Raw genomic sequence first — 25,421 nt, 5'->3', positions numbered from 1 at the left:
CAGGGTGATCAGCGCCCGCCGGGTCCGTGGCTCGGCCGGGTGGCCGGCAGAATTTCCAGGAGTAGACAGCATGGCCAATCGTTTGAACAACGACTTCCAGTTTATCGATGTGGGGCGTCAGGACCCCGAGAAGAAGGACGCCCGCATCCGTGTGACGGAACTCACCGAAATCTACGAGCCCTTCAAGCCCCAGGAGGCGGCGAGCCAGTCGCATCGCTGCCTGCACTGCGGTAATCCCTACTGCGAGTGGAAGTGCCCGGTGCACAACTATATTCCCAACTGGCTGCAGCTGGTCAGCGAAGGGAACATCCTCGAAGCGGCAGAGCTGTGTCACAAGACAAACTCGCTGCCCGAGGTGTGTGGCCGGGTCTGTCCCCAGGACCGTCTCTGCGAGGGGGCCTGCACCCTCAATGATGGCTTCGGCGCCGTGACCATCGGCTCGGTGGAGAAGTACATCACCGACACCGCCTTCGACATGGGGTGGCGCCCGGACATGTCCCGGGTGACCTGGACCGACAGGCGGGTGGCAGTGATCGGCGCCGGCCCGGCGGGCCTCGGCTGTGCCGATATCCTGGTGCGTAACGGCGTCAGGCCGGTGGTGTTCGATCGTCATCCGGAGGTCGGCGGCCTGCTGACCTTCGGTATTCCCGAGTTCAAGCTCGAGAAGAACGTCATGGAGCGTCGCCGCGAGATCTTCGAGGAGATGGGAGTCGAGTTCCGCCTGGGCGTGGAGGTCGGCCGCGACATCGCCTATGACGCCCTGCTCGAGGAGTACGACGCCATCTTCCTGGGCATGGGAACCTACAAGTATATGGAGGGAGGCTTCCCGGGCGAGAACCTGCCCGGCGTCTACAAGGCCCTCGACTTCCTGGTCGCCAATGCCAAGCATTGCCTGGGGTTCGAGAAGGACCCCGCCGAGTACATCTCCTTCGAGGGGCAGCGGGTGGTGGTGCTGGGTGGCGGGGATACCAGCATGGACTGCAACCGCACCTCGATTCGCCAGGGGGCTGTCAGCGTCACCTGTGCCTACCGCCGCGACGAGGAGAACATGCCTGGCTCGCGCAAGGAGGTGGCCAACGCCCGCGAGGAGGGCGTGGAATTTCTCTTCAATCGCCAGCCGGTCGCGGTGGTGGGTGAGAGCCGGGTCGAGGGCGTCAAGGTGGTACGCACCCGCCTGGGTGAGCCCGACGAGAACGGCCGTCGGCGTCCCGAGGTGGTGCCGGGCTCCGAGGAGGTGATTCCCGCCGACGCCGTGGTCGTCGCCTTCGGCTTCCAGCCCGACCCTCCCGAATGGTTCGCCGAGGCGGGGGTCGAGGTCGACGAGCGGGACCGGGTCAAGGCCCCGGAGCAGAGTGAATTCGCCTTCCAGACCAGTCATCCGAAGATCTTCGCCGGTGGCGATATGGTGCGCGGCTCCGACCTGGTGGTCACCGCCATCTACGAGGGGCGTCAGGCGGCCGAGGGCATCCTGGATTACCTGGGAGTGTAGGGCCTGAAGCCGGTGCTCGAGGTGGCCAGGAGCGAGGGGCGACGGGGCCGCCCCGGGCGGTCTCCGGTGTCGCGATGGCCAGGCCAGGCCATCGCCCAAAATTGAGCCGTTGGGCGTGTTCTGCTACTCTATCGTCCCATCCTGGCTCGGCTTTCTGCCGGGCCTACCGATCATGCTTCGAAGGTTCCTCATGACACGATATATCTTCGTGACCGGTGGCGTTGTGTCCTCTTTAGGCAAGGGCATCGCGTCGGCCTCGCTTGCGGCGATTCTCGAGGCCCGCGGCCTCAAGGTCACCATGCTCAAGCTCGACCCGTACATCAACGTGGACCCGGGCACCATGAGCCCCTTCCAGCACGGAGAGGTGTTCGTTACCGAGGATGGCGCCGAGACCGACCTCGACCTGGGCCACTATGAGCGCTTTATTCGCACCAAGATGACCCAGGGCAACAACTTCACCACCGGTCGGGTCTACGAGCACGTGCTTCGCAAGGAGCGCCGCGGCGACTACCTGGGCGGCACCGTGCAGGTGATTCCGCATATCACCGACGAGATCAAGCGCCGCGTCTACAAGGGCGGCGAAGGTTTCGATGTGGCGCTGGTGGAAATCGGCGGCACCGTGGGCGATATCGAGTCGCTGCCCTTCCTGGAATCGATCCGTCAGATTCGCAGCGAGCTGGGGGCGAGTCGGGCGATTTTCATGCACCTGACCCTGGTGCCCTATATCAAGACGGCCGGCGAGACCAAGACCAAGCCCACCCAGCATAGCGTCAAGGAGCTGCGCTCCATCGGTATCCAGCCGGATATTCTGATCTGCCGCAGCGAGGTGGAGCTCGAGGAGAGCGAGCGGCGCAAGATCGCCCTGTTCACCAACGTGGAAGAGCGCGCGGTCATCCCCCTGCAGGATGCCGATACTATTTATCGTATCCCGCTGATGCTCCATGAGCAGGGCCTGGACGAGATCGTCTGCGACAAGCTGCGCCTGACGGCCGCTGAAGTCGACCTCAGCGAGTGGGTCCATGTGCTCGACGCCAAGCTCAACCCGCTCAAGTCGATCAATATCGCCATGGTCGGCAAGTACATGGAGCTGCTCGATGCCTACAAGTCGCTCAACGAGGCGCTGATCCATGCCGGCATCCAGACCCGCGTGAAGGTCAACGTCGACTATATCGACTCCGAGGATATCGAGCACCACGGCGCCGAGCGTCTGGCCGGCAAGGATGCCATCCTGGTGCCTGGTGGCTTCGGCGAGCGCGGCGTGGAAGGCAAGATCGCCGCGGCGCGGTATGCCCGCGAGAACGGGATTCCCTACCTGGGCATCTGCCTTGGCATGCAGGTCGCGGTCATCGAGTTCGCTCGTCACGTGGCCGGCTGGGAGGATGCCGACTCCACCGAGTTCACCCATGATACTCGGCATCCGGTAGTTGGCCTGATCACCGAATGGTTTAGCCCCGAAGGCAAGATAGAGCTGCGTGACGAGGCCTCCGACCTCGGTGGCACCATGCGCCTGGGTGGCCAGGTCTGCCAGTTAAAGGCTGGCAGCAAGGCGTGCGAGGCCTATGCCGCCGATGAGATCGTCGAGCGTCACCGCCACCGCTTCGAGGTCAACGAGCAGTTCGTTGACGAGCTCGAGCAGGCCGGCCTGGTGGTCTCCGGCAAGAGCGTCGATAACTCCCTGGTCGAGGTGATCGAGCTGCCCGACCATCCCTGGTATGTGGCCTGTCAGTTTCATCCGGAGTTCACGTCGACGCCCCGGGATGGCCATCCGCTGTTCACCGGTTTCGTCAACGCGGCACTGGAGCACAAGGCGGCACGCGGTCGCGCCCAGTCCTCCCACCAGGAGTGAGTTGGATGAGTGTCCCCGAGAGAACCATCGAGTTTGCCGGCCTTAAGGCCGGCAATTCATTACCGCTGATGCTGTTCGGTGGGATGAACGTGCTGGAATCCCGTGACCTGGCCCTGGAAGTGGCCGCGGCCTATGTCGAAGTGACCGGCAGGCTCGGCATGCCCTATGTGTTCAAGGCGAGCTTCGACAAGGCCAATCGCAGTTCCATCCATTCCTTTCGCGGCCCTGGCCTGGAGAAGGGGCTCGAGATGCTGGCCGAGGTGAAGGCACGCTTCGGGGTGCCGGTCATTACCGACGTCCATGAACCCTGGCAGGCAGAACCGGTGGCCGAAGTGGCCGACGTGATTCAGCTGCCGGCCTTCCTGGCTCGCCAGACCGACCTGGTGGTGGCCATGGCCAGGACCGGGGCGATCATCAATATCAAGAAGCCGCAGTTCCTGGCGCCTCACGAGATGCGCCATATCGTGCGCAAGTGCGAGGAGGCCGGCAATGACCGGGTGATCCTCTGCGAACGTGGCTCGAGCTTCGGCTACAACAACCTGGTGGTGGATATGCTGGGCTTCGGCGAGATGAAGCAGAGTGGCCTGCCGCTGTTGTTCGATGTGACCCACTCGCTGCAGCGCCCCGGCGGACGCACCGACAGCGCCGACGGCCGCCGTGCCCAGGTGGCCGAGCTGGCGCGTGCCGGCGTCGCCGTGGGGCTCGCCGGCCTCTTCCTGGAGGCCCACCCGGATCCCGATAACGCCAAGTGTGATGGCCCCTGTGCCCTGCCGCTGGAGCGGCTCGAGCCCTTCCTGACCCAGCTCAAGGCCCTCGATAACCTGGTAAAGGGCTTCGCACCGCTAGAGATTTCATGACACTTCAACGCCGACACGACTAAGGAAGATTCGCATGACCAAGATCGTCGATATCCGTGCCCTCGAGGTACTCGATTCCCGCGGCAACCCCACCGTTCAGGCCGAGGTTCAGCTGGAGAGCGGTGCCGTGGGCGTGGCCTGCGCCCCCAGTGGTGCTTCCACCGGGTCCCGTGAGGCCCTGGAATTGCGTGATGGCGACAAGGCGCGCTATCTGGGCAAGGGCGTGCTGAAGGCCGTCGAAGCCATCAATGGCGCCATTCGTGGCAAGCTCGTCGGCATGGATGCCCGGGATCAGCGCGGCCTCGATGACGCCATGCTGGCCCTCGATGCCACCGACAACAAGGCCAACCTCGGCGCCAACGCCATCCTGGCCGTATCGCTGGCGGCGACCAAGGCGGCGGCCAACGCCAAGGGGGTGCCGCTGTATGCCCATATCGCCGAGCTCTACGGTCGTCCGGGTCAGTACAGCATGCCGGTGCCGATGATGAATATCCTCAACGGCGGTGAGCATGCCGACAATAATGTCGACATTCAGGAGTTCATGGTGCAGCCGGTGGGGGCCCCCAACTTCCGGGAGGGCCTGCGCATGGGCGCCGAGATCTTTCATGCCCTGAAGAAGGTGCTCTCGGCTCGCGGCCTGGCCACCTCGGTGGGCGATGAGGGGGGCTTTGCTCCCAACCTGGCTTCCAACGCCGAGGCGCTGGCGGTGATCAAGCAGGCGGTGGAAGCGGCCGGCTACACGCTCGGCAGCGACGTGACCCTGGCGCTGGACTGTGCCTCGTCCGAGTTCTTCAAGGAGGGTCAATACGACCTGTCCGGCGAGGGCAAGCAGTATGATGCGCAAGGCTTTGCCGACTATCTGGCCGGTCTGTGCGACGACTACCCCATCGCCTCCATCGAGGATGGCATGGACGAGTCAGACTGGGACGGCTGGAAGGCGCTGACCGACAAGCTCGGCGATAGGGTGCAGCTGGTGGGGGACGACCTTTTCGTGACCAACACTCGCATCCTCAAGCGCGGCATCGACGAGAAGATCGGCAACTCCATCCTGATCAAGTTCAATCAGATCGGCTCGCTTTCCGAGACGCTGGACGCGATTCGCATGGCTCAGGATGCCGGCTTCACCGCGGTGATCTCGCATCGCTCCGGCGAGACCGAGGACACCACCATCGCCGACCTGGCGGTCGGTACCAGTGCCGGCCAGATCAAGACCGGCTCGCTGTGTCGCTCCGACCGGGTCGCCAAGTACAACCGCCTGCTGGTCATCGAGAGTGAGCTGGGTGATGGCGTGGTCTACCCCGGCCTGTCGGCGATCAAGGGTCAGTAGTCTAATGTAGGAAATCGCTGACAAAATGGCGGCGTTTTTGTCGTCCGCCAAGAAAGCCGGCCGGCACCCAGGATGCCGGCCGGTTTTTTATCTTTTTGAAATTAATGGGTTAGTTGTTCGATATTGCGGTTCACCACGGACAACGATGCCGGGGGCGGTGATGCTCGGTCCTGCTTGTGCCGCCCCGGGTATCTGACAGAATTGGCGTCCTTCCGGGGCGTGAGACGCCGCCTCGACAGGGTGCAATGGGATGCATCGGGTGATGCGTCCGGTGCGGCAGGATGCCGTTCCCGGACAGGGACGCCATCACGGGAGTTCGAGTGGAAGGAGCCGCTCGAGGAATCGCATGGAGCCGGCGGCCTCAGGGCCGCCTTTCTTCTTTATAAAACAATGCCGGCCGTCGCAAGACGGCCGGCATTGTTTCTTGATGTGGTGCGCGCGAGGCGCCTCAGCGCTCCAGCTTGTCCAGCTTGCCGGGCGTGCCATCCCACTCCTCGGCTTCGGGCAGCGGGTCCTTCTTCTCGCTGATATTCGGCCATACGTCGGCCAGCTCGGCGTTGATCTCGACGAACGGTTCCTGGCCGTCGGGCAACTCATCCTCCGAGAAGATCGCCTCGGCGGGACACTCCGGCTCGCACAGGGCGCAGTCGATGCACTCGTCGGGGTGAATGACTAGGAAGTTGGGCCCTTCGTAGAAGCAGTCCACCGGACACACCTCGACGCAGTCGGTGTATTTGCATTTGATGCAGTTCTCGGTGACGACGAATGTCATGCCACTCTTCCCTCCCTCATGGCCTGATTCGCGCTGTCGTGGCGGATCCCGACCGATGTGAATAATAAAAGGTAATAAAAACCATGGTTTTTATTCTATGAATTCCATATATCCGTTCATTTTAGTCGCCGCTGCCCGGCCGCCGCAAGCAAAGGCGCGTTCTTGTCAGGGCGATCGCCGAGCGCCTGGCAGCCTGGCGGCCTGTGGCTGGCCGGGAGAGGCGCTATCTTGTCTCGGGGCGTCCCCGGCAGCCCTTGGTTCTGGTGGGAGCGATGGCACTATCCCGTCACAGTGCCTCCCGCCAGCGGTAGAGAAGCGCCAGGGCCTGACGCGGGCTGAGGTCGTCGAGGGCGAGGCCATCGAGCTCTTCCACCAGCGGGTGAGGCGGGCTGGCGAAGAGGTCGTTCTGTAGGGGCGCCGCCGCGGGGCGGTCTGCGACGCTCGTCGGGCGACTGCCCTGGTCGACCTCCTGCTGTTCGAGCTGAGAGAGCTTTTCCCGGGCGCGGGTGATCACCCCCTGGGGTACGCCGGCCAGCTGGGCCACCTGCAGGCCATAACTCTGGCTGGCGGGGCCTTCTTCCACCCGGTGCATGAAGACGATGCCGTCCTTGTGCTCCGCCGCGGTCAGGTGCACGTTGGCCACACCCTCGGCCAGCTCGGCCAGGGCGGTCATCTCGAAGTAGTGGGTGGCGAACAGTGTAAAGGCACGGGTGTGGGTCAAGTGCTCGGCGCTGGCCCAAGCCAGGGAGAGGCCGTCGAAGGTGCTGGTGCCACGCCCGATCTCGTCCATCAGCACCAGGCTGTGGTCGGTGGCGTTATGCAGGATATTGGCGGTCTCGGTCATCTCCACCATAAAGGTGGAGCGGCCGCCGGCCAGGTCATCCGACGAACCGATGCGGGTGAAGATGCGGTCCACCGGGCCGATCTCGGCCTCGTCGGCGGGCACGAAGCTGCCGGTATGAGCGAGGAGTACGATCAGCGCGGCCTGTCGCATATAGGTGGATTTGCCGCCCATGTTGGGGCCGGTGATCACCAGCATGCGGCGTTCGTCACCCATGTTCAGGTCGTTGGGCACGAAGGGCGTATCGCTGACTCGCTCCACCACCGGGTGGCGGCCGCCGTGGATGGCGATGCCCGGCGCCTCGGCGAGGCGTGGACGCACGAGCTCCAGGGCATGGGCGCGCTCGGCGAAGCTACATAGCACATCCAGTGCCGCCAGGGCCTGGGCACTGGCTTGAAGGGCGCCGAGGTCGGCATTCAGGGTGTCGAGCAGGCCCTCGTAGAGCAGCTTCTCGCGGGCCAGGGCCCGGGATTTCGCCGACAGGGCCTTGTCCTCGAACTCCTTGAGCTCGGGGATGATAAAGCGTTCGGCGTTCTTCAGGGTCTGGCGACGAATATAGTCCGCCGGCGCCTCCTTGGCCTGTGCCCTGGGAATTTCGATGTAATAGCCATGTACCCGATTGTAGCCGACCTTGAGGCCGGGCAGGCCGGTACGCTCGCGCTCCCGGGTCTCGAGCCTGACCAGGTAGTCGCCGGCATGCTCGGCGAGGCCGCGGTGTTCGTCGAGCTCGGCGTCGAAGCCATCGGCGAGCACGCCGCCGTCGCGGATCACCACCGGCGGGTTCTCCATCAGGGCGCGGTTCAGGGTGTCGGCGAGTTCGGGGTAGGGGTGAACATGGCGCTTGAGCTCGTCCAGGGCGGAGCCCTCGGAGTAGCCGGCGAGCCGGGACGCCAGGTCGGGCAGGGCGTTGAAGGCATCGCGCAGCCGTGCCAGGTCACGCGGTCGCGCGCTGTAGAGGGCGACGCGGGCCAGGATGCGTTCCACGTCGCCGATCGCCTTGAGCGAGTCGGTGAGCGTCACGAAGCCGTCCGCCTCCAGCAGCAGGGTGACGGCGGACTGGCGGGCCTGGACACGCTCGCGGTCGCGCAGCGGACGGTTGAGCCAGCGCTTGAGCAGTCGCGAGCCCATGGCGGTGGCGGTGGTGTCGAGCACGCTGGCCAGGGTATTGTCGCCGCTACCGCCCAGGTTGGTATCGATCTCCAGGTTGCGGCGACTGGCGGCGTCGATGACCACGGTGTCATCGCGGCTTTCCACGCCGATGGCGGTGACATGGGGGAGACGGGAGCGCTGGGTATCCCGGGCATACTCCACCAGCACGCCCGCGGCGGTAATCGCGCCGGTCAGGTGCGCGCAGCCGAAGCCACGCAGGTCCTGTACGCCAAACTGGTCGCACAGCAGGCGGGTCGCGCCCTCGAGGTCGAACAGCCAGTCGCTCTGGCGGCGCAGCCCGCGGCGCCCCTCCAGGCTCGGCGGCAGGCTCAGGCTCTCGGCCACCAGCAGCTCGGCCGGGTCGAGGCGCTGGAGCTCGGCCAGCAGCTCGCCTTCGCTTTCCACCTCCAGCACGCTAAAGCGCCCGCTGGAGAGCTCGAGCCAGGCCAGGCCGATGCGCTCGCTGGTGACATGCGCGGCGACCAGCAGGTTGTCGCGGCGGGCGTCGAGCAGCGCCTCGTCATACAGGGTGCCGGGGGTGACGATACGTACCACGCGACGCTCCACCGGCCCCTTGCTGGTGGCCGGGTCGCCGATCTGCTCGCAGATTGCCACCGATTCGCCGGCGGCCACCAGGCGCGCCAGGTATCCCTCGGCACTATGGTAGGGGATCCCGGCCATGGGGATCGGCTGGCCGGCGGACTGGCCGCGCTGGGTCAGGGTAATATCCAGCAGCGAGGCGGCGCGCCTGGCGTCCTCGAAGAAGAGTTCGTAGAAGTCGCCCATGCGATAGAAGAGCAGCACCTCGGGATGTTCGCGCTTGATCTTCAGGTACTGGGCCATCATCGGCGTATGCTGGGTGCTGGCCTGGGACATGGTGATTTCCGGGCTCCTGGTATCGTTGAGCGATCAACGGGTGGGCGAGCGGGGGTAGCGCCTGCATCCCCTCGGCAAAGGCAGTATTCTACGCAGATGGCCTCGCCTCGTCAGGCCTGCCTTCGATTCACCGTGCAGGAGTCATTATCATGTCCCACTCAGTCGCGAGTCTCGCCAACCTCGATCTGGCCACCCTGGCCGAGCGCCTGGGGAGGCTGTGTCGAGACCGGGGCGTCGCCATTACCTGCGCCGAGTCCTGTACCGGCGGCGGGGTGGCCAGCGCCATCACCTCGGCAGACGGCTGTTCCGACTACTTCGAAACCGGCTACGTGACCTACTCCAATGCGGCCAAGATGCGCCTGCTGGGCGTGGCCGAAGCCTTGCTCGACACGCATGGCGCGGTAAGCCGCGAGGTAGTGGAGGCGATGGCGGTCGGCGCCTGTCGCGACAGCGGCGCCGATCTCGGTGTGGCGATCAGCGGCGTGGCCGGCCCCGGTGGTGGCAGCGCCGACAAGCCGGTAGGCACGGTGTGGCTGGCCTGGGGCGATGATACGGCGGCCGAGGCGGAGTGCCTCTGCTACCCTGGCGACCGCCGCGCCGTACGCGAGCAGGCGGTGCGCGAGGCGCTGGTCGGCCTGGTGCACCGCCTCGAGGCGCGCTGAGAGGAGGCATCCGGTTGGTCAACTTTCGCTGGCCGAGACCGCCATTTTTCTCCATACTGCTGTTCAGTCATACAGTATTTAGAGACCCAGATTGAGGAGGCCCGTGATGGCTCAGGAAGACAACCGTTCCAAGGCGCTGGACGCCGCCCTTTCCCAGATCGACCGTCAGTTCGGCAAGGGTACCGTGATGCGTCTGGGCGATGCGCCGCGCGTGGTAATGCCCTCGGTCTCCACCGGCTCGCTGGGCCTGGATGTCGCGCTCGGCATCGGTGGCCTGCCATTGGGTCGTGTCGTCGAGATCTTCGGCCCGGAGTCTTCCGGCAAGACCACCCTGACGCTTTCGGTGATCGCCCAGGCCCAGAAGCAGGGCAAGACCTGCGCCTTTATCGACGCCGAGCATGCCCTGGACCCGAGCTATGCCGAGAAGCTGGGTGTCAATCTGGATGACCTGCTGGTCTCCCAGCCGGACACCGGCGAGCAGGCCCTGGAGATCTGCGACATGCTGGTGCGTTCGGGGGGGGTCGACGTGATCATCATCGACTCGGTGGCGGCACTGACCCCGCGGGCCGAGATCGAGGGCGAGATGGGCGACTCCCACGTCGGCCTGCAGGCGCGCCTGATGTCCCAGGCGCTGCGCAAGATCACCGGCAATATCAAGAACGCCAACTGCATGGTGGTGTTCATCAACCAGATTCGCATGAAGATCGGCGTGATGTTCGGCAGTCCCGAGACCACCACCGGCGGCAATGCGCTCAAGTTCTACTCCAGTGTTCGCCTGGATATCCGGCGTACCGGCTCGGTCAAGCAGGGCGATGAGGTGACCGGCAACGAGACCCGGGTCAAGGTGGTCAAGAACAAGGTGGCACCGCCCTTCCGTCAGGCCGAGTTCCAAATCCTCTACGGCAAGGGGATCTATCATGCCGGTGAAGTGGTCGACCTCGGCGTGCAGTGCAAGCTGGTCGACAAGGCGGGCGCCTGGTACAGCTACCAGGGCAACAAGATAGGTCAAGGCAAGGCCAACGCCGCCCAGTTCCTCGAGGATAACCCCACGGTGATGGAGGAGATCGAGAGCCAGATTCGCGCCCAGCTGCTCGCCACGGCAGAGCCTGCCAAGGAGGAGGCCGATGATGCCGCCTTGCCGGCCGGTGGCGACCCGGATAGCAAACCGTCATAAGTCATGTTCGAGCGCGGTGCAGGGGGCTCCACGCCCCGTGATGATGCTATCCGGCTGCTGGCTCGGCGCGAGCATTCCCGCGCCGAGCTGGAAGACCGCCTGGCGGCCAAGGGGCATGCTGGCGAAGCCGTCGCCGAGTGCCTCGATGAACTCGCCGAGCAGGGGCTGCAGTCCGATGCCCGCTTCGCCGAGAGTTTCCTGCGTTCACGCCTCTTTCGCGGCCAGGGGCCCGTCAAGATCCGCCTGGAGATGGAGCGCCGCGGTCTCTCCCCCGAGGAGGTGAAGGAGGCCTTCGCGGCGGGCGAGGTGGACTGGCGGGCCCTGGCCTGCGAGGCGCTCTCGCGGCGCTTCTCGGGCCCCGGTGAGTCTCCGCGGGAGCGCGCCCGCCGCGAGCGCTTTCTCGCCGGCCGGGGCTTCGATTTCGACCAGGTGCGCCACGCCCTGGCACACGCCTGGGAAGACGGCGCCGACGAGGCGTAGGGCAACGTGCCTCGGGGCATCCTGGCCGCTGTCGGCGTGACTGCCCCTTTAGTCCCTTGACAACTGCGCTATAATAGCCCTCTTTGCGAACGCCCCGGGTGGCATCCCGAGGCACCGTTATGCGCCCGATTTCGGTGTGCCACGGTGCCCGCCTCGAGCCAGCGTCGCCCGCCGGGTCACCCCGTTCATCGCCACGGATACCCCATGAAAAGCGCAGACATCAGACAGGCCTTTCTGAGTTACTTCGAGGCGCACGACCATAGCATCGTGCCCTCCAGCTCCCTGGTTCCCGGCAACGACCCGACCCTGCTGTTTACCAATGCGGGCATGGTGCCCTTCAAGGATGTCTTCCTGGGTCGCGACCCGCGCCCCTATGTGCGTGCCACCTCCTCCCAACGCTGTGTTCGCGCCGGGGGCAAGCATAATGACCTCGATAACGTCGGCTATACCGCACGTCATCACACCTTCTTCGAGATGCTGGGTAACTTCAGCTTTGGCGACTACTTCAAGCGTGACGCCATCCGCTTCGCCTGGGAGTTCCTGACGGAGACCCTGGGTCTGCCGAAGGAAAAACTGTGGGTCACGGTGCACGTCAGCGACGACGAGGCCGAGCGCATCTGGAAGGAAGAGGTCGGCATCGACCCCGAGCGCTTTTCCAGGCTCGACGAGGATAACTTCTGGCAGATGGGCGATACCGGCCCCTGTGGGCCGAGTTCCGAGATCTTTTACGACCACGGCCCCGAGGTATGGGGAGGGCCGCCCGGAAGCCCCGAGGAAGATGGCGATCGCTATATCGAGATCTGGAACCTGGTGTTCATGCAGTTCGACCGCGATGCCGAAGGCAATATGCACCCGCTGCCCAAGCCCTCCATCGATACCGGCATGGGGCTTGAACGCGTCGCCGCGGTGATGCAGGGCGTGCACTCCAACTACGAGATCGACCTCTTCCAGAACCTGCTGGCGGCGGCGGCTCAGCATACCGGCCACGAGGATACCCGCAACCCGTCGCTGCGGGTGATCGCCGATCATATCCGCTCCTGTGCCTTCCTGATCGTCGATGGCGTGCTGCCCTCCAACGAGGGGCGTGGCTATGTGCTGCGTCGTATCATCCGGCGCGCTATCCGTCACGGCCACAAGCTCGGTGCCCAGGACAACTTCTTTCACAGGCTGGTGGCGGCGCTGGATGCCGAAATGGGGGCGGCCTACCCGGAGCTGCGGGAAGCGCGGGCCCAGATCGAGCGCGTGCTGCTCAAGGAGGAAGAGCAGTTCGCCCGGACCCTGGAGCATGGCATGGGTCTGCTCGAGGCGGCGTTGGCCGACCTCGACGGCGAGGTGCTGCCCGGCGAGACGGTATTCAAGCTCTATGACACCTATGGTTTCCCCTTCGACCTGACCGCCGATGTCTGCCGCGAGCGCGGCGTTACCCTCGATGAGGTCGGCTTCGAGCGTGCACTGACGGCCCAGCGCGAACGCGCCCGCGCGGCCAGCCAGTTCGGCGCCGACTATGGCGGTGTCCTGGAGCTGGAGGGCGCGACCGCCTTTACCGGCCATGAGCGCCTCGAGGACCGGGCCACCGTTACCGCGCTGGCCGACCGCGAGGGCAATGCCCTGGAGCGGCTTGTCCCGGAGCACAAGGCGGTCGTGGTGCTCGACCGCACGCCCTTCTACGGCGAGTCCGGCGGTCAGGTAGGCGATACCGGTTATCTGCACCTCGACGGTGGTGGCCGCTTCCTGGTGGAGGATACCCGGAAGCAGGGCGACCACCATCTGCATCATGGGGTGCTGCTCGAAGGCGAGCTGGCCCCGGGGGAGACGGTGCGCCCAGCAGTTGATGCCGGTCTGCGCGCCGCGACGGTGCGTAACCACTCCGCGACTCACCTGATGCACAAGGCGTTGCGCATGGTGCTGGGCGACCACGTGGCCCAGAAGGGCTCGCTGGTCACGCCGGAGCGGCTGCGTTTCGACTTCAGCCACTTCGAGCCGGTGAGCGCCGACCAGCTCGCCGAGGTGGAGCGCCTGGTCAACGCCCAGGTCCTGGCCAACGCACCGACTCGCACCGAGCAGATGACCCTGGATGAGGCCAAGGCGAGAGGTGCCGCGGCACTCTTCGAGGCCAAGTACGCCGACAGCGTGCGGGTATTGACCATCGGCGCCGACGACTTCTCCATCGAGCTGTGTGGCGGCACCCATGTGGCGCGCAGTGGTGATATCGGCTGCTTTCATATCGTCAGCGAACAGGGCACCGCATCCGGCGTGCGCCGCATCGAGGCGGTCACCGGGGAAGGAGCGCTGGACTGGTTTTATGAGCAGGAAGCCCGGGTCAACCGCCTCGGCGAGCGTCTCAAGGCCAAGCCCGAGCAGGTCGAGGAACGCGTGGCATCGCTGGTGGAACGCAACCGCAGCCTGGAGAAGGAGCTGGAGCGCCTCAAGGCCAAGCTGGCCAGCGCCGCCGGCAGCGACCTGGTCGCCGAGGCCAGCGAGGTGGCGGGGGTCAAGGTGCTGGCCAAGCCCCTCGAAGGCGTCTCCGGCAAGGAGCTGCGCGGCATGCTCGATCAGCTCAAGAACAAGCTGGGTTCCGGCATCATCGTGCTGGGGGTAGGTGACGAGGCCGCCGGCAAGGTGAGCCTGATTGCCGGGGTCACCGATGACCTCACCGGCCGCATCAAGGCCGGCGAGCTGGTCAACCATGTGGCCGGCCAGGTCGGCGGCAAGGGCGGCGGCCGGGCCGATATGGCCCAGGCCGGCGGCAGCGATGTGGCGGCCCTGCCGGGGGCCCTGGAGGGGGTTGCCGCCTGGGTCGGCGAGCGCCTGAAATAGGATACGACAGGGCCGGTTGCCGAGAGGTGCCGGCCCTGATTGCAAGGAACCACCTTTCACTCATCCGGGCGCCTACGCCCGACGCACGAGGGAAAATTCACAGATGGCACTTTACGTACAGAAATTTGGCGGTACCTCGGTGGGCTCCGTGGAGCGTATCAAGGCCGTGGCCGAGAAGGTCAAGGGTTTTCGTGAGAATGGCCACCAGGTCGTGGTAGTGGTGTCGGCCATGAGCGGCGAGACCAACCGTCTGATCGGGATGGCCAACGAAATCAATGATGCGCCGACCCCGCGTGAGATGGACATGCTGGTCTCCACCGGTGAGCAGGTCACCATCTCGCTGCTGGCCATGGCACTGCACAAGCTGGGCGTGCCGGCGACCTCCTATACGGGGTCACAGGTGGGCATTCAGACCGATAACGCCCATACCAAGGCGCGCATTCAGCGTATCGAGACCGACGAGCTGCAGGCCGACCTGGATGATGGCCAGGTAGTGGTCGTGGCCGGCTTTCAGGGAGTCGACGAGGAGGGCAATATCACCACCCTCGGCCGCGGTGGCTCCGATACCACCGGCGTGGCCCTGGCGGCGGCGCTGAAGGCCGACGAATGTCAGATCTATACCGACGTCGATGGCGTCTATACCACCGACCCCCGCGTCTGCAGCAAGGCTCAGCGGCTCGAGAACATCACCGTCGAGGAGATGTTGGAGCTGGCCAGCCTGGGCTCCAAGGTGCTGCAGATTCGCGCCGTCGAATTCGCCGGCAAATACAATGTTCCGCTGCGCGTGCTGTCCAGTTTCCAGGATGGCCCCGGCACCCTGATCGTTGCAGACTCCGACCAAGACGAGGATTCCATGGAAGAACCGCTGATCTCCGGTATCGCCTTCACCGCCAGTGAAGCCAAGTTGACGCTGCTCAATACGCCGGATGTGCCCGGCGTGGCATCGCGTATTCTCGACCCCATTGCCGACGCCAACATCGAAGTCGACATGATCGTGCAGAACGTGGCCCCGGCCGGCGACTACACCGACTTCACCTTTACCGTGGCCAAGGCGGACTACAAGCAGACCCTCAAGATCATCAACGAGCAGGTCCTGCCCGACCTGGGCGAGGGTGAGGTCAAGGGTGATGACAATATCGCCAAGGTGTCGCTGGTTGGCGTGGGCATGCGCTCTCATGCCGGTGTGGCTTCCAGGATGTTCCGCGTCCTCGCCGAGGAGAACATCAATATTCGTATGGTTTCCACTTCCGAGATCAAGATCTCCGTGGTGATCGATGAAAAGCAGATGGAGCTTGCCGTGCGTTCCCTGCACAAGGCCTTCGGTCTCGACAAGGCCGATATCGAAAGCGAAGAATAAGCCGACCGCGGGACGGTAGATTCCCTTCTACGCTGGTAGGGAAGCCCGTTGCGTTCGCCGCGGTGCTTCCCTTCAACGGGTGACCTGATGTTTCATGGGTCGCCTTGTTGGTCACGGAGGACGTTCTGCCACATACTAAGGCGACGTGGGACCACCGGCCAACACCCGTTGCCAGCCAGAGAACAAGTCTGAGAAGGAGATCAGCCATGCTTATCCTGACTCGTCGCGTCGGCGAGACCTTGATGATAGGTGATGACATCACCGTGACGGTGCTGGGCGTGAAAGGAAACCAGGTCCGCATCGGCGTGAATGCACCGAAGGATGTGGCGGTCCATCGCGAGGAGATCTACCAGCGGATCCAGCGCGAGAAGAATGACGACGACATCCCCGATCACGAAGAGTAGCGTTCAGGGTCAGCAAACAAAAAAACTCGCGGGGTGTGCTGGACAAACCCCTTCGGAAACGGTAAGATATGCGCCGTGTCGTTAGGGAGAGGTGGCCGAGTGGCTGAAGGCGCTCCCCTGCTAAGGGAGTAAGGGGTTTATAGCCTCTTCGAGGGTTCGAATCCCTCCCTCTCCGCCATAACGATGCCGTGAAGCACAAGCGCCCGTAGCTCAGCTGGATAGAGTACCTGACTACGAATCAGGTGGTCGGAGGTTCGAATCCTCCCGGGCGCGCCAGCTTCTTCTTGCAGCAGGTGATGGCGGTCACCGTGACAACACCGCACTCTGCGCCCGTAGCTCAGCTGGATAGAGTACCTGACTACGAATCAGGTGGTCGGAGGTTCGAATCCTCCCGGGCGCGCCAGATATCGACCCGTCCTCATCGCAGGGCGGGTCTTCTGTTTGTTTCGATGTTATTGTTCTGCTGTTTTCTCGCTAGCCGGACCGGTCACCCCAGAACGGGCACCGGTTCCGCGATCGTTTGAGGCGCCGTCGCCATTGCGACGTGCGCCTCTTTTTTTATATAGCCGCCATCCGCGTCGTTGCCGGCGACGCCTCGGGTGGCGGCGTATCGGCCAGCAGGCCGGCGAGTAGTTCGTCCAGCACGGTCAGGCGCTTGAGTCGCTGGAAGCGGCGAGCCGCCTCGGGGTTGCCCATGCGCATATGGTTGAGCCACTGCTTGATCAGCGAGGTCACGACGCGTTCGGGGAGGGCTCGGCGCTGGAGGCTGGCGAACTCCCGGAGAATATTGGCCCGTACCGACCAGGGGGTGGGCGCCAGGCGTTCGCCGGTATCTTGCCAGTGGCGGATGCGCGCCGCCAGCCAGGGGTCGGCCAGGGCTCCTCGGCCCAGCATGACGTGTCGGCAGCCGGAGAGGGTACGAGCCTTCCAGTAATCCTCGAGGGTCCAGATATCGCCGTTGGCGATCACCGGGATGGCGAGGTCGCGGCGGATGCGGCCGATCCATTCCCAGTGAGCCGGTGGCCGGTAGCCTTCTTCACGGGTGCGGCCATGCACGACCAGGTGACGGGCGCCCCCGGCCTGAGCGGCACGCCCACAAGCCAGCGCCAGGCGGCGGTCGGCGAATCCCAGGCGAATCTTGGCGGTGACCGGGATACGCTGTCCTACCGCCTCGTGCACGGCGGCGACCGCGGCATGCACGCGCCGGGGGTCGCGTAGCAGCGAGGCGCCGCCATCGTGGCGGTTGACGAGCTTGGCGGGGCAGCCGAAATTGAGGTCGAGACCGGTGGCGCCGAGGCGCAGGGCCTGATCGGCGTTGGCGGCCAGGGCCGCAGGGTCGGAACCGAGCAGCTGTAGCCTGACCGGCACCCCGGCGGGAGTCGTCATGGTGTGATGCTGGAGTTCCGGACAATGCTTGTGGAAGACACGTGGCGGCAGGCGGGCGTCGACCACCCGGACGAACTCGGTGACTGCCCAGTCGAAGCCCGGCTGTCGGGTCAGCAGATCCCGAGTATGAGCATCGATTACGCCCTCCATGGGTGCCAGGCCAAGCCTTCCCGGTGTATCTTGTAGTAAATTAACAACGCTGACTTCCACCATGACCCCATTGCAATTTGTCGACATTCTGGCAGGTTATACTATCGAAAAATCTACGCAAGCCACCGTGAACGTCGGTACTTCGTTGATGGTGGCGAAAAATCCATAAGGGAGGCGCCCGATGCAGGACATGCAGCTTCTGAAAGAGGGACTGTCCCTCATGGCCTTGGGCATGGGCTTTGTTTTTGTTTTTCTTACTTTGCTGGTGATTGTGACCACCCTGATGTCCCGGTTTATTGCCCGCTTCTTTCCCGAGCCCGTGGCACCGGCGCCGTCGCCTGGCGCTGCGACGTCTCGGCCGGCCCAGGACAATGACAGCATGGTGGCGATTGCCGCCGCGGTGCATCGCTACCGCCGGCGCCGCCGCTGATCCCTTTTGATGTTTTTTTCCTACATTCATAACTTCAAGGTCACCCCATGACTGACAACGCTCGCCCGCTGGGCATTACCGATGTCGTCCTTCGCGACGCCCACCAGTCGCTGTTTGCGACTCGCATGCGCCTCGATGACATGCTGCCCATTGCCGAGAAGCTCGATCGCGTCGGCTTCTGGTCGCTGGAGTCCTGGGGCGGGGCCACCTTCGACGCCTGTATCCGCTATCTCGGCGAGGATCCGTGGGAGCGGATACGGGCGTTGAAGGCGGCCATGCCCAACACCCCTCAGCAGATGCTGTTGCGTGGCCAGAACCTGCTGGGTTATCGCCATTACGCCGATGACGTGGTGGACCGCTTCGTGGAGCGGGCCAGGACCAACGGCGTCGATGTCTTCCGCGTCTTCGATGCCATGAATGATCCACGCAACCTGGAGCGTGCCATCCAGGCGGTACGCAAGGTCGAGGGTCATGCCCAGGGCACGCTCTCCTACACCGTGAGCCCGGTGCATACCCTGGATGGTTGGGTAGAGCTCGGCGAGTCCATCGCCAACATGGGTGCCGACTCCCTGGCCATCAAGGACATGGCGGGTCTGCTCAAGCCCTACGATGCCTATGAGCTGGTCTCCAGGCTCAAGAAGGCCGTGGATATTCCTATCCACATGCAGTGTCATGCGACCACCGGCATGTCCACCGCCACCGCCATCAAGGCCGCCGAGGCGGGCATCGACAACGTGGATGCCGCGATTTCCTCGATGGCGATGACCTACGGCCACAGCCCTACCGAGTCGGTGGTGGCCATTCTCCAGGGCAGCGAGCGCGACACCGGCCTGGATCTCGAACTGCTCGAGGAAATCGCCGCCTATTTCCGCGAGGTGCGCAAGAAGTACGCCGCCTTCGAGGGATCGCTGAAGGGCATCGATTCCCGCATCCTGATTGCCCAGGTGCCGGGCGGCATGCTGACCAACATGGAAGGCCAGCTCAAGGAGCAGGGCGCCGGGGACAAGCTCGACGATGTCCTTCAGGAAATTCCGCGGGTGCGCGAGGATCTGGGCTTTATCCCGCTGGTGACGCCGACCTCGCAGATCGTGGGCACCCAGGCGGTGATGAACGTGATGATGGGGGAGCGCTACAAGTCGATCTCCAAGGAGGTCCAGGCGCTGCTCAAGGGCGAATACGGCGCCGCCCCGGCGGCATTCGACAAGGCGCTCCAGACGCGCGTGCTGGAAGGGGGCGAGCCGATTACCTGCCGCCCGGCCGATAATCTGAGCCCCGAGATGGACAAGCTGGCCGCCGAACTCAAGGAGAAGGCCAAGACCGATGGCATCCGCCTGGCCGAGGGCGAGCGTGAGATCGACGACGTGCTGACCTATGCGCTCTTCCCCCAGATCGGCCTGAAATTCCTCAAGAACCGTGACAACCCCGACGCCTTCGAGCCGGCACCCCAGGCCCCCGAAACCGGCCTGCCGGTCGCTTCGCAGAAGAGCGGTGCCGAGGTCAGTGCGCCGGCCGCCGGTCCCGAGACCTACACCGTCAAGGTCAACGGCAAGGCCTACGTGGTCGAGGTCGCCGAAGGCGGCGAGGTCGATGCCATCCAGGAACAGGCCGCCTCGGCGGCTGGCGGGGCGGCGCCTGCCGCGAGCGGCGAGGCCGTCAGTGCCCCGCTGGCCGGCAATATCTTCAAGGTCAACGTGCGTGAGGGTGACAGCGTCGCCGAGGGTGACGTGGTGATCATTCTCGAGGCTATGAAGATGGAAACCGAGGTGCGTGCTTCCAGCACCGGCACCGTTTCTTCCGTCAAGGTCAGCGAGGGCGATAGCGTCGCCGTCGGTGATGTATTGATCGAGCTCTAAGGGCGCCGACATGGAAAAATTACTGACACTCTGGCATGGCTCGGGGATCTATAACCTGACCCTGGGCCAGGCCGTGATGATCCTGGTCGGCATGCTGCTGCTCTACCTGGCCATCGGCAAGAAGTTCGAGCCGCTTTTGCTGGTGCCGATCGGTTTCGGTGGCATCCTGGCCAATATTCCCGAGGCAGGCCTGGCGCTGTCGGCGCTGGACCAGGCCATCGAGGTGGCCAAGCCGGCGGTGCTGCAGCAGCTCGCCGACGTCCTCGGCGTCACTCTCGACGCCGGGGCGAGCGCCGAGGCGTGGCGTGAGGCGCTCAAGGGCGTGGTCCAGGAGGGGACCTCGGCGGATGTGCTGCGCACCGCTCGCGATGTAGCGGTAGGCGTCGGCTACGGCGATGGCATGCTCTACAGCTTCTATACGGTAGCCATCGCTTCCGGTATCGCACCGCTGATCATCTTCATGGGCGTGGGGGCGATGACCGACTTCGGCCCGCTGCTTGCCAACCCGCGGACCCTGTTTCTGGGGGCGGCCGCCCAGTTCGGCATCTTCGTCACCCTGCTCGGCGCGGTGGGCATGACGACCCTGGGCTGGATGGATTTCTCGCTCAACCAGGCCGCCGCCATCGGCATCATCGGCGGCGCCGACGGCCCCACCTCCATCTATGTGTCGAGTATTCTGGCGCCGGAGCTGCTGGGTGCCATCGCCGTTGCCTCCTACTCCTACATGGCGCTGGTGCCGCTGATTCAGCCGCCGATCATGAAGGCGCTGACCGGCCAGAAGGAACGCGAGATCGTCATGACCCAGCTGCGGCCGGTGTCGAAGCGCGAGAAGATCGTCTTCCCGCTGGCGCTGCTGATCCTGGTGGTGCTGTTTCTTCCCGACGCGGCGCCGCTGCTGGGGATGTTCTGCTTCGGCAACCTGATGCGGGAGTGCGGCGTGGTGGAGCGCCTCTCCGACACGGCCCAGAACGCCCTGATCAATATCGTCACCATTATCCTGGGCCTCTCGGTAGGCTCCAAGCTGATGGCGGATCGCTTCCTGGCCTTCGAGACCCTGGGCATCCTGGCGCTGGGCATGGTGGCCTTCGCCATCGGCACCGCCTGCGGGATCCTGATGGCCAAGCTGATGAACGCGGTGAGCCGCATGCCGATCAACCCATTGATCGGCTCGGCGGGCGTCTCGGCGGTGCCCATGGCCGCGCGGGTCTCCAACAAGGTGGGGCTCGAGGCCAATCCGCACAACTTCCTGCTGATGCACGCCATGGGGCCCAACGTAGCCGGGGTGATCGGTTCGGCGGTGGCCGCCGGGGTGATGATCAAGTACCTCGGCTGATGACGGCATCGGTCGGACGAGAGAAAGGCCTGTTCGCCTGTTTTCCGAGTCTCGATTAATCGTCGGCGAGGAGCTCGAGGTTGCCACGTAGCCGCGAGGCCAGCGGGCTCAGGTCGACCTCGATGTCGCTTGGCCAGCCGACGGTGAGCCAGACGCCGTCGGCGGTGTAGTCGGCCGCTTCGACGGGCACTTCGCGCTCATCCAGCCAGCCGCGGGCCTGGGCTTCGCCCGAGAAGTCGACCCGGAGCCGCAGGGAGGTGCGTTCGACAATGTCGCGCCGTGGAAGGGCTTCCAGTGCCTGGGTGACGGTCTGGGCATAGGCCCGCGCCAGGCCGCCCGTGCCCAGCTTGGTGCCGCCGAAGTAGCGGATGATCACGCAGCCTACCTGGCCGAGACCGGAGCCCTCGAGCACCTGGTACATGGGGCGTCCGGCGGTGCCGCCGGGCTCGCCATCGTCGGAGAAGCCGATGGCGGACTGCTCGCCGGGCGGTCCGGCAATAAAGGCACTGCAATGGTGGCTGGCGGCGGGGTGATGTTCCCGGGCGGCGCGTAGCATCGTCTCGAAGGCGGCAATATCCGGGGCATGGCAAACCCAGCCGATAAACCGGCTCTTCTCCACTTCCAGCTCGTTCGTCTGCCACTCGCCGGCGGGCAGGTCGGGTATCGGGTAGCGCATCAGGCGGCCAGTTCGTCCTGGTGCACCACGCCCATCACCATTCCCAGCACCTGAATATCGCTGTTCTTGAGGTAGATGGGGTCCATCTGCCGGTTGGCGGGTTGCAGGCGTACGCCCGACTTCTCGATATAGAGTTTCTTCAGGGTAACCTCCTGGCTGTTGATCATGACCACTGCCGTTTCACCATTCTCGGCGCTCTCGCACTGTTCAATAATGATCACATCGCCATCGAAGATGTTGCAATCGATCATGGAGTCGCCGCACACCCTCAGGGCGTAGGTGTTGCGGCGCACCATGCGCCGGGGCACCCGGATATGGCTGACGTTGGGGCAGGCCTCGATGGGCATGCCTGCCGCGACGCTGCCCAGCAAGGGGATATCGACCATTTCCCCTGCATCGTCCTGGGCATCGTCTGGCGTGGGGCAGGGTGACCAGGCATAAGCGAGGGGCCGGTTGGGGCGACGCATCATGAACCTTGAGGGGGCCTCGAACATGGTATATCTCCTGTTGAAACATACAGTGCCATAAGAGCATAGCAGGGGTATCGGATCTGGCAAGGTGTTCGATTGAGGGTGTGCTTGATTCACGTCAACCGCGACCGGCTGACGCGGCCCCTCTCTCTGGCAGAAAAGCGGCTTTCCGTGTAGAGTCTCGGGCAAATTACCCTAATGCCGGAGAGTGTCTTGACCCTGCGCCTGCAAGCTAGAGGCCTGGCCTGTGAACGGGATGATCGATGGCTGTTCGAGGACCTCGATCTCGATATCCGCGGCGGCGAGATCGTGCGCGTGGAGGGGCCGAATGGCAGTGGCAAGACCACTCTGCTCAAGATCCTGTCCGGACAGCTCGCCGACTATCAGGGTGAGCTCTTCTGGAATGCGTCACCGATGCGCCGGGCACGTCAGGCCTTTCTGGAGAGCCTGCTTTACCTGGGGCATGCCCCGGGGGTGAAAGCCGCCCTGACACCGCTGGAAAATCTCGCCTGGTATCAGGCGATGGCCGGCGAGACGCCCACTGAGGTGTCTCGCCTGGCGGCCCTGAACGCCGTGGGGCTGGCGGGCTTCGAGGACCTGCCCGCGGGGCAGCTCTCGGCCGGCCAGCAGCGTCGCGTGGCGTTGGCCCGCCTGGTGCTTACGCCGAGGCCGCTGTGGGTCCTCGACGAACCCTTTACCGCGATCGACCGTGACGGTGTCGCGGCGCTGGAGGCGCAGCTGGTCGCCCATGCCCGTTCCGGCGGGTGTGTGCTGGTCACCACTCACCATGAGATCAAGGCATCGAAGGAGCTTCGGCATGTTCGCCTGGGTCGGGGAGGACAGAATGCCGAGCGCTGATGCCCGCCCAATCGATAACGACGGCCGCAAGACCGGTGGCGGGGAACCCGGTGGCGGATTGGTGGTCGCAGTCTGGGCGACCCTGAAGCGCGACCTGACCCTGCTGATGCGTCGTCGCAGTGAAGTGCTTAACCCGCTGGTGTTCTTCGCCCTGGTGATCACCCTGTTCCCTATCGGTATCTCCCCGGATCCGGAACTGCTTGCCACCATTGCACCCGGGCTACTGTGGGTAGCGGCACTGCTGGCGGCACTGCTGTCACTGGACAGCCTTTTTCGCAGCGACTACGAAGACGGCTCCCTGGAACAGCTGCTGCTGACCCCTCAGCCGCTGGCCATGCTGGGGCTCGCCAAGGTGGCAGTACACTGGCTGCTGACCGGTCTGCCCTTGGCGTTGATGGCGCCAGTGCTGGGCATCATGCTGGCGCTGCCGGCGGGAAGCTATCTGGTTCTGGCGTTTTCCCTGGCCCTGGGGACCGCCAGCCTGAGCCTGATCGGCGCCATCGGTGCGGCGCTCACCGTGGGCCTGTCACGCGGCGGTGTGCTGTTGTCGCTGCTGGTGCTGCCGCTCTATATTCCGGTGCTGATCTTCGGCGCCGGTGCCGTGCAGGCGGCGATCATGGGCGACGGTGCGTCGGCCCACCTGGCGATTCTAGGGGCACTGCTGGCCCTTTCACTGATGCTGGCGCCCTGGGCGGTCGCGGCATCGTTGCGCATCAGCATCAACGGTTGAACGTTCAAGCGAGAGATCCAATGGGCAAGATCTGGTCCTTTATTCACAAGCTTGGCTCGCCCAAGTGGTTCTACGCCATCAGTGCGCGCCTGATGCCGTGGTTCTGGCTCGCCGCCGCGGTCCTGATTCTGGTGGGCAGTGTCTGGGGGCTTGCCTTTGCTCCGGCGGATTACCAGCAGGGCAACAGCTTCCGCATCATCTACGTGCATGTGCCGGCGGCATTCCTGGCCCAGTCGATCTTCGTCAGCATGGCGGTGGCAGGCCTGATCTTCATGGTCTGGAAGATCAAGGTCGCCGATATGGCGGCGGCCGTAATGGCACCGCTGGGAGCCGCCATGACCTTTATTTCCCTGTTTTCCGGGGCGGTGTGGGGTGTGCCCACCTGGGGTACCTGGTGGATGTGGGATGCGCGCCTGACCTCGATGCTGATCCTGCTGTTTCTCTATCTGGGTGTCATCGCCCTGCGCGGCGCCTTCTCCAGCCGTGATAGTGGCTCGCGGGCCGCGTCGGTACTGGCCATGGTCGGGGTGATCAATATCCCTATCATCAAGTACTCGGTTGACTGGTGGTATACCCTGCATCAGCCGGCCACCTTCAGCGTGACCTCGCGTCCGGCGATGCCACTGGAAATGTGGGCGCCACTGCTGATCATGGTGCTGGGCTTCTACTGTTTCTTCATCGCCGCCACCCTGATGCGCACGCGCAGCGAGATCCTGCGCCGTGAAGCGAACAAGCGCTGGGTGCGCGAACTCGCCGGAGGGCTGAGTTGATGGCTTTCGACTCCTTTCAAGATTTCCTCGCCATGGGGGGGCATGCCCCCTACGTGTGGGCCAGCTGGGGCGTGACCGGTGCCCTGCTGGTGGGCATCGTGCTGCATGCTCGGGCGGAGCGTCGCCAGCTGCTGCGCAGGCTCCAGCGCCATGAACGTCGCCGGACCACGACGGACCAGACTTCACATCAGACGGGTGGACAACGCCATGAGGCCTAAACGCAAGCAGAAGCTCTATCTGTCCCTGGGGTTGATCGCGCTGGCGGCAATCGCCGTGGGGCTTACCCTTTATGCCCTGCGCAGCAATATCAACCTGTTCTTCAGCCCGGTACAGATCGCCGCGGGAGATGCCCCCTTCGAGCGCCAGATTCGCGCGGGGGGCATGGTCAAGGAGGGCACCGTGGCCCGTAACCCGGAGAGCCTCGACGTGGCCTTTGTGGTCACCGACTATGTCGACGACCTCGAGGTCCGCTACAGCGGCATCCTCCCCGACCTGTTCCGCGAGGGACAGGGTGTGGTCGTGGTCGGTAAACTGCAGTCGGAGGGATGGTTGCGTGCCGATCAGGTGCTGGCGCGCCACGACGAGAACTACATGCCCCCCGAAGTGGCCCAGGCCCTGGAGGATGCGGGTTACACGCCCGAAGACTACCAGGACAAGGCCGCCGAGATGGGCGAGCGGATGGACGCCCAGCAAGGCGCCAGCCAGTAACGAGCG

The 25,421-nt window shown here is 64.6% G+C and carries 23 protein-coding genes and 3 tRNA genes; 21 read left to right on the top strand and 5 right to left on the bottom strand.

All coding sequences use genetic code 11. From position 1 onward, the window contains the following. The first annotated feature begins 70 nt into the window (after positions 1-70). From Q358_RS0100785 to eno, 4 genes are all read left to right on the top strand, one after another. Positions 71-1,489: an FAD-dependent oxidoreductase gene (locus tag Q358_RS0100785; RefSeq protein WP_027960290.1), complete on the top strand. Its 1,419-nt coding sequence runs from the start codon at positions 71-73 to the stop codon at positions 1,487-1,489. Positions 1,490-1,679: 190 nt separating this feature from the next. Continuing rightward, positions 1,680-3,335 carry a CTP synthase gene (locus Q358_RS0100780; protein ID WP_027960289.1) on the top strand — a complete coding sequence of 552 codons (1,656 nt, stop codon included), beginning with the start codon at positions 1,680-1,682 and terminating at the stop codon, positions 3,333-3,335. Between the two features lie 5 nt (positions 3,336-3,340). Further along, on the top strand, positions 3,341-4,192 hold the full coding sequence (gene kdsA, locus Q358_RS0100775) for a 3-deoxy-8-phosphooctulonate synthase (protein ID WP_027960288.1): 852 nt from the start codon (positions 3,341-3,343) through the stop codon (positions 4,190-4,192). A gap of 34 nt (positions 4,193-4,226) precedes the next feature. Continuing rightward, positions 4,227-5,519, top strand: a complete 1,293-nt coding sequence (gene eno, locus Q358_RS0100770) for a phosphopyruvate hydratase (RefSeq protein WP_027960287.1) — start codon at positions 4,227-4,229, stop codon at positions 5,517-5,519. A gap of 448 nt (positions 5,520-5,967) precedes the next feature. On the opposite strand, the gene fdxA is transcribed toward eno, so the two are convergent. Both fdxA and mutS read right to left on the bottom strand, forming a co-directional pair. Next, complete coding sequence (gene fdxA, locus Q358_RS0100765) at positions 5,968-6,291, bottom strand: ferredoxin FdxA (protein ID WP_027960286.1); 324 nt, start codon at positions 6,289-6,291, stop codon at positions 5,968-5,970. A 286-nt stretch (positions 6,292-6,577) separates the two neighbouring features. Further along, positions 6,578-9,157: a DNA mismatch repair protein MutS gene (mutS, locus tag Q358_RS0100760; RefSeq protein ID WP_027960285.1), complete on the bottom strand. Its 2,580-nt coding sequence runs from the start codon at positions 9,155-9,157 to the stop codon at positions 6,578-6,580. Between the two features lie 149 nt (positions 9,158-9,306). On the opposite strand from mutS, the gene Q358_RS0100755 reads away from it, so the two are divergent. The 9 genes from Q358_RS0100755 to Q358_RS0100715 all read left to right on the top strand — a co-directional run bounded on the left by Q358_RS0100755 (position 9,307) and on the right by Q358_RS0100715 (position 16,454). Next, on the top strand, positions 9,307-9,819 hold the full coding sequence (locus Q358_RS0100755; protein WP_027960284.1) for a CinA family protein: 513 nt from the start codon (positions 9,307-9,309) through the stop codon (positions 9,817-9,819). Positions 9,820-9,925: 106 nt separating this feature from the next. Continuing rightward, entirely contained in the window at positions 9,926-10,993 is a 1,068-nt protein-coding gene (gene recA, locus Q358_RS0100750; RefSeq protein WP_027960283.1) for a recombinase RecA, read from the top strand. A 3-nt stretch (positions 10,994-10,996) separates the two neighbouring features. After that, complete coding sequence (locus Q358_RS0100745) at positions 10,997-11,473, top strand: regulatory protein RecX (RefSeq protein WP_027960282.1); 477 nt, start codon at positions 10,997-10,999, stop codon at positions 11,471-11,473. A gap of 204 nt (positions 11,474-11,677) precedes the next feature. Next, entirely contained in the window at positions 11,678-14,290 is a 2,613-nt protein-coding gene (alaS, locus tag Q358_RS0100740; RefSeq protein ID WP_027960281.1) for an alanine--tRNA ligase, read from the top strand. A 103-nt stretch (positions 14,291-14,393) separates the two neighbouring features. Beyond that, a complete protein-coding gene (locus Q358_RS0100735) occupies positions 14,394-15,647 on the top strand; it encodes an aspartate kinase (RefSeq protein WP_027960280.1) in 1,254 nt (417 codons plus the stop codon). A gap of 206 nt (positions 15,648-15,853) precedes the next feature. Beyond that, complete coding sequence (gene csrA, locus Q358_RS0100730) at positions 15,854-16,051, top strand: carbon storage regulator CsrA (protein ID WP_027960279.1); 198 nt, start codon at positions 15,854-15,856, stop codon at positions 16,049-16,051. 85 nt (positions 16,052-16,136) lie between these two features. After that, positions 16,137-16,229, top strand: a tRNA-Ser gene (locus Q358_RS0100725). A 21-nt stretch (positions 16,230-16,250) separates the two neighbouring features. After that, positions 16,251-16,327: transfer RNA gene (locus tag Q358_RS0100720), tRNA-Arg, on the top strand. A 50-nt stretch (positions 16,328-16,377) separates the two neighbouring features. Then, a tRNA-Arg gene (locus tag Q358_RS0100715) sits at positions 16,378-16,454 on the top strand. A 155-nt stretch (positions 16,455-16,609) separates the two neighbouring features. On the opposite strand, the gene Q358_RS16255 is transcribed toward Q358_RS0100715, so the two are convergent. Then, positions 16,610-17,587: a tRNA dihydrouridine synthase gene (locus Q358_RS16255; protein WP_043487434.1), complete on the bottom strand. Its 978-nt coding sequence runs from the start codon at positions 17,585-17,587 to the stop codon at positions 16,610-16,612. A gap of 181 nt (positions 17,588-17,768) precedes the next feature. Here Q358_RS16255 and Q358_RS0100705 point away from each other — a divergent pair, with 181 nt between their 5' ends. From Q358_RS0100705 to Q358_RS0100695, 3 genes are read left to right on the top strand one after another with little or no spacing between them, the layout of a single operon-like run. Continuing rightward, on the top strand, positions 17,769-18,017 hold the full coding sequence (locus tag Q358_RS0100705) for an OadG family protein (protein WP_027960278.1): 249 nt from the start codon (positions 17,769-17,771) through the stop codon (positions 18,015-18,017). Positions 18,018-18,064: 47 nt separating this feature from the next. Next, complete coding sequence (oadA, locus tag Q358_RS0100700) at positions 18,065-19,870, top strand: sodium-extruding oxaloacetate decarboxylase subunit alpha (RefSeq protein ID WP_027960277.1); 1,806 nt, start codon at positions 18,065-18,067, stop codon at positions 19,868-19,870. 10 nt (positions 19,871-19,880) lie between these two features. After that, positions 19,881-21,203, top strand: a complete 1,323-nt coding sequence (locus tag Q358_RS0100695; protein WP_027960276.1) for a sodium ion-translocating decarboxylase subunit beta — start codon at positions 19,881-19,883, stop codon at positions 21,201-21,203. Positions 21,204-21,258: 55 nt separating this feature from the next. Here Q358_RS0100695 and Q358_RS0100690 read toward each other — a convergent pair whose 3' ends face one another. Continuing rightward, the gene (locus tag Q358_RS0100690) at positions 21,259-21,879 is read right to left on the bottom strand and encodes an IMPACT family protein (RefSeq protein WP_027960275.1); all 621 of its coding nucleotides are present in this window, start codon (positions 21,877-21,879) and stop codon (positions 21,259-21,261) included. Continuing rightward, positions 21,879-22,373 (bottom strand): transcriptional repressor LexA, encoded by a 495-nt coding sequence (gene lexA / locus Q358_RS0100685; RefSeq protein WP_027960274.1) that lies wholly within the window; start codon positions 22,371-22,373, stop codon positions 21,879-21,881. Before lexA ends, Q358_RS0100690 begins: the two co-directional genes overlap by 1 nt. A 189-nt stretch (positions 22,374-22,562) precedes the next feature. Between lexA and ccmA the strand changes: the two genes are divergently transcribed. Genes ccmA through ccmE form a run of 5 tightly spaced genes read left to right on the top strand, consistent with a single transcriptional unit; the run spans position 22,563 to position 25,415 of the window. Beyond that, positions 22,563-23,207: a cytochrome c biogenesis heme-transporting ATPase CcmA gene (ccmA, locus tag Q358_RS0100680; protein WP_027960273.1), complete on the top strand. Its 645-nt coding sequence runs from the start codon at positions 22,563-22,565 to the stop codon at positions 23,205-23,207. Beyond that, a complete protein-coding gene (ccmB, locus tag Q358_RS0100675) occupies positions 23,194-23,937 on the top strand; it encodes a heme exporter protein CcmB (protein WP_051530130.1) in 744 nt (247 codons plus the stop codon). Before ccmA ends, ccmB begins: the two co-directional genes overlap by 14 nt. Positions 23,938-23,966: 29 nt before the next feature. Beyond that, positions 23,967-24,707 (top strand): heme ABC transporter permease, encoded by a 741-nt coding sequence (locus Q358_RS0100670; protein ID WP_027960271.1) that lies wholly within the window; start codon positions 23,967-23,969, stop codon positions 24,705-24,707. Further along, entirely contained in the window at positions 24,707-24,925 is a 219-nt protein-coding gene (ccmD, locus tag Q358_RS0100665; protein WP_027960270.1) for a heme exporter protein CcmD, read from the top strand. The genes Q358_RS0100670 and ccmD overlap by 1 nt, the downstream gene beginning before the upstream one ends. Then, a complete protein-coding gene (gene ccmE, locus Q358_RS0100660; protein WP_027960269.1) occupies positions 24,915-25,415 on the top strand; it encodes a cytochrome c maturation protein CcmE in 501 nt (166 codons plus the stop codon). Before ccmD ends, ccmE begins: the two co-directional genes overlap by 11 nt. The last annotated feature ends 6 nt before the right edge of the window (positions 25,416-25,421 follow it).

The sequence above is a fragment of the Halomonas halodenitrificans DSM 735 genome, assembly GCF_000620045.1.
Taxonomy (GTDB): domain Bacteria; phylum Pseudomonadota; class Gammaproteobacteria; order Pseudomonadales; family Halomonadaceae; genus Halomonas; species Halomonas halodenitrificans.
The sequence above is the reverse complement of the archived record's forward strand: the minus strand, read 5'-3'. Positions and strand labels throughout refer to the sequence as shown.

Coding starts and splice junctions, on each gene's coding strand:
- Q358_RS0100755 (WP_027960284.1), top strand. CDS start 9,307: ATGTCCCACTCAGTCGCGAGTCTCGCCAACCTCGATCTGGCCACCCTG.
- csrA (WP_027960279.1), top strand. CDS start 15,854: ATGCTTATCCTGACTCGTCGCGTCGGCGAGACCTTGATGATAGGTGAT.
- mutS (WP_027960285.1), bottom strand. CDS start 9,157: ATGTCCCAGGCCAGCACCCAGCATACGCCGATGATGGCCCAGTACCTG.
- Q358_RS0100695 (WP_027960276.1), top strand. CDS start 19,881: ATGGAAAAATTACTGACACTCTGGCATGGCTCGGGGATCTATAACCTG.
- kdsA (WP_027960288.1), top strand. CDS start 3,341: ATGAGTGTCCCCGAGAGAACCATCGAGTTTGCCGGCCTTAAGGCCGGC.
- eno (WP_027960287.1), top strand. CDS start 4,227: ATGACCAAGATCGTCGATATCCGTGCCCTCGAGGTACTCGATTCCCGC.
- ccmD (WP_027960270.1), top strand. CDS start 24,707: ATGGCTTTCGACTCCTTTCAAGATTTCCTCGCCATGGGGGGGCATGCC.
- Q358_RS0100735 (WP_027960280.1), top strand. CDS start 14,394: ATGGCACTTTACGTACAGAAATTTGGCGGTACCTCGGTGGGCTCCGTG.
- Q358_RS16255 (WP_043487434.1), bottom strand. CDS start 17,587: ATGGAGGGCGTAATCGATGCTCATACTCGGGATCTGCTGACCCGACAG.
- Q358_RS0100780 (WP_027960289.1), top strand. CDS start 1,680: ATGACACGATATATCTTCGTGACCGGTGGCGTTGTGTCCTCTTTAGGC.
- oadA (WP_027960277.1), top strand. CDS start 18,065: ATGACTGACAACGCTCGCCCGCTGGGCATTACCGATGTCGTCCTTCGC.
- fdxA (WP_027960286.1), bottom strand. CDS start 6,291: ATGACATTCGTCGTCACCGAGAACTGCATCAAATGCAAATACACCGAC.
- Q358_RS0100785 (WP_027960290.1), top strand. CDS start 71: ATGGCCAATCGTTTGAACAACGACTTCCAGTTTATCGATGTGGGGCGT.
- lexA (WP_027960274.1), bottom strand. CDS start 22,373: ATGTTCGAGGCCCCCTCAAGGTTCATGATGCGTCGCCCCAACCGGCCC.
- Q358_RS0100690 (WP_027960275.1), bottom strand. CDS start 21,879: ATGCGCTACCCGATACCCGACCTGCCCGCCGGCGAGTGGCAGACGAAC.
- alaS (WP_027960281.1), top strand. CDS start 11,678: ATGAAAAGCGCAGACATCAGACAGGCCTTTCTGAGTTACTTCGAGGCG.
- ccmB (WP_051530130.1), top strand. CDS start 23,194: ATGCCGAGCGCTGATGCCCGCCCAATCGATAACGACGGCCGCAAGACC.
- Q358_RS0100745 (WP_027960282.1), top strand. CDS start 10,997: ATGTTCGAGCGCGGTGCAGGGGGCTCCACGCCCCGTGATGATGCTATC.
- ccmE (WP_027960269.1), top strand. CDS start 24,915: ATGAGGCCTAAACGCAAGCAGAAGCTCTATCTGTCCCTGGGGTTGATC.
- recA (WP_027960283.1), top strand. CDS start 9,926: ATGGCTCAGGAAGACAACCGTTCCAAGGCGCTGGACGCCGCCCTTTCC.
- Q358_RS0100705 (WP_027960278.1), top strand. CDS start 17,769: ATGCAGGACATGCAGCTTCTGAAAGAGGGACTGTCCCTCATGGCCTTG.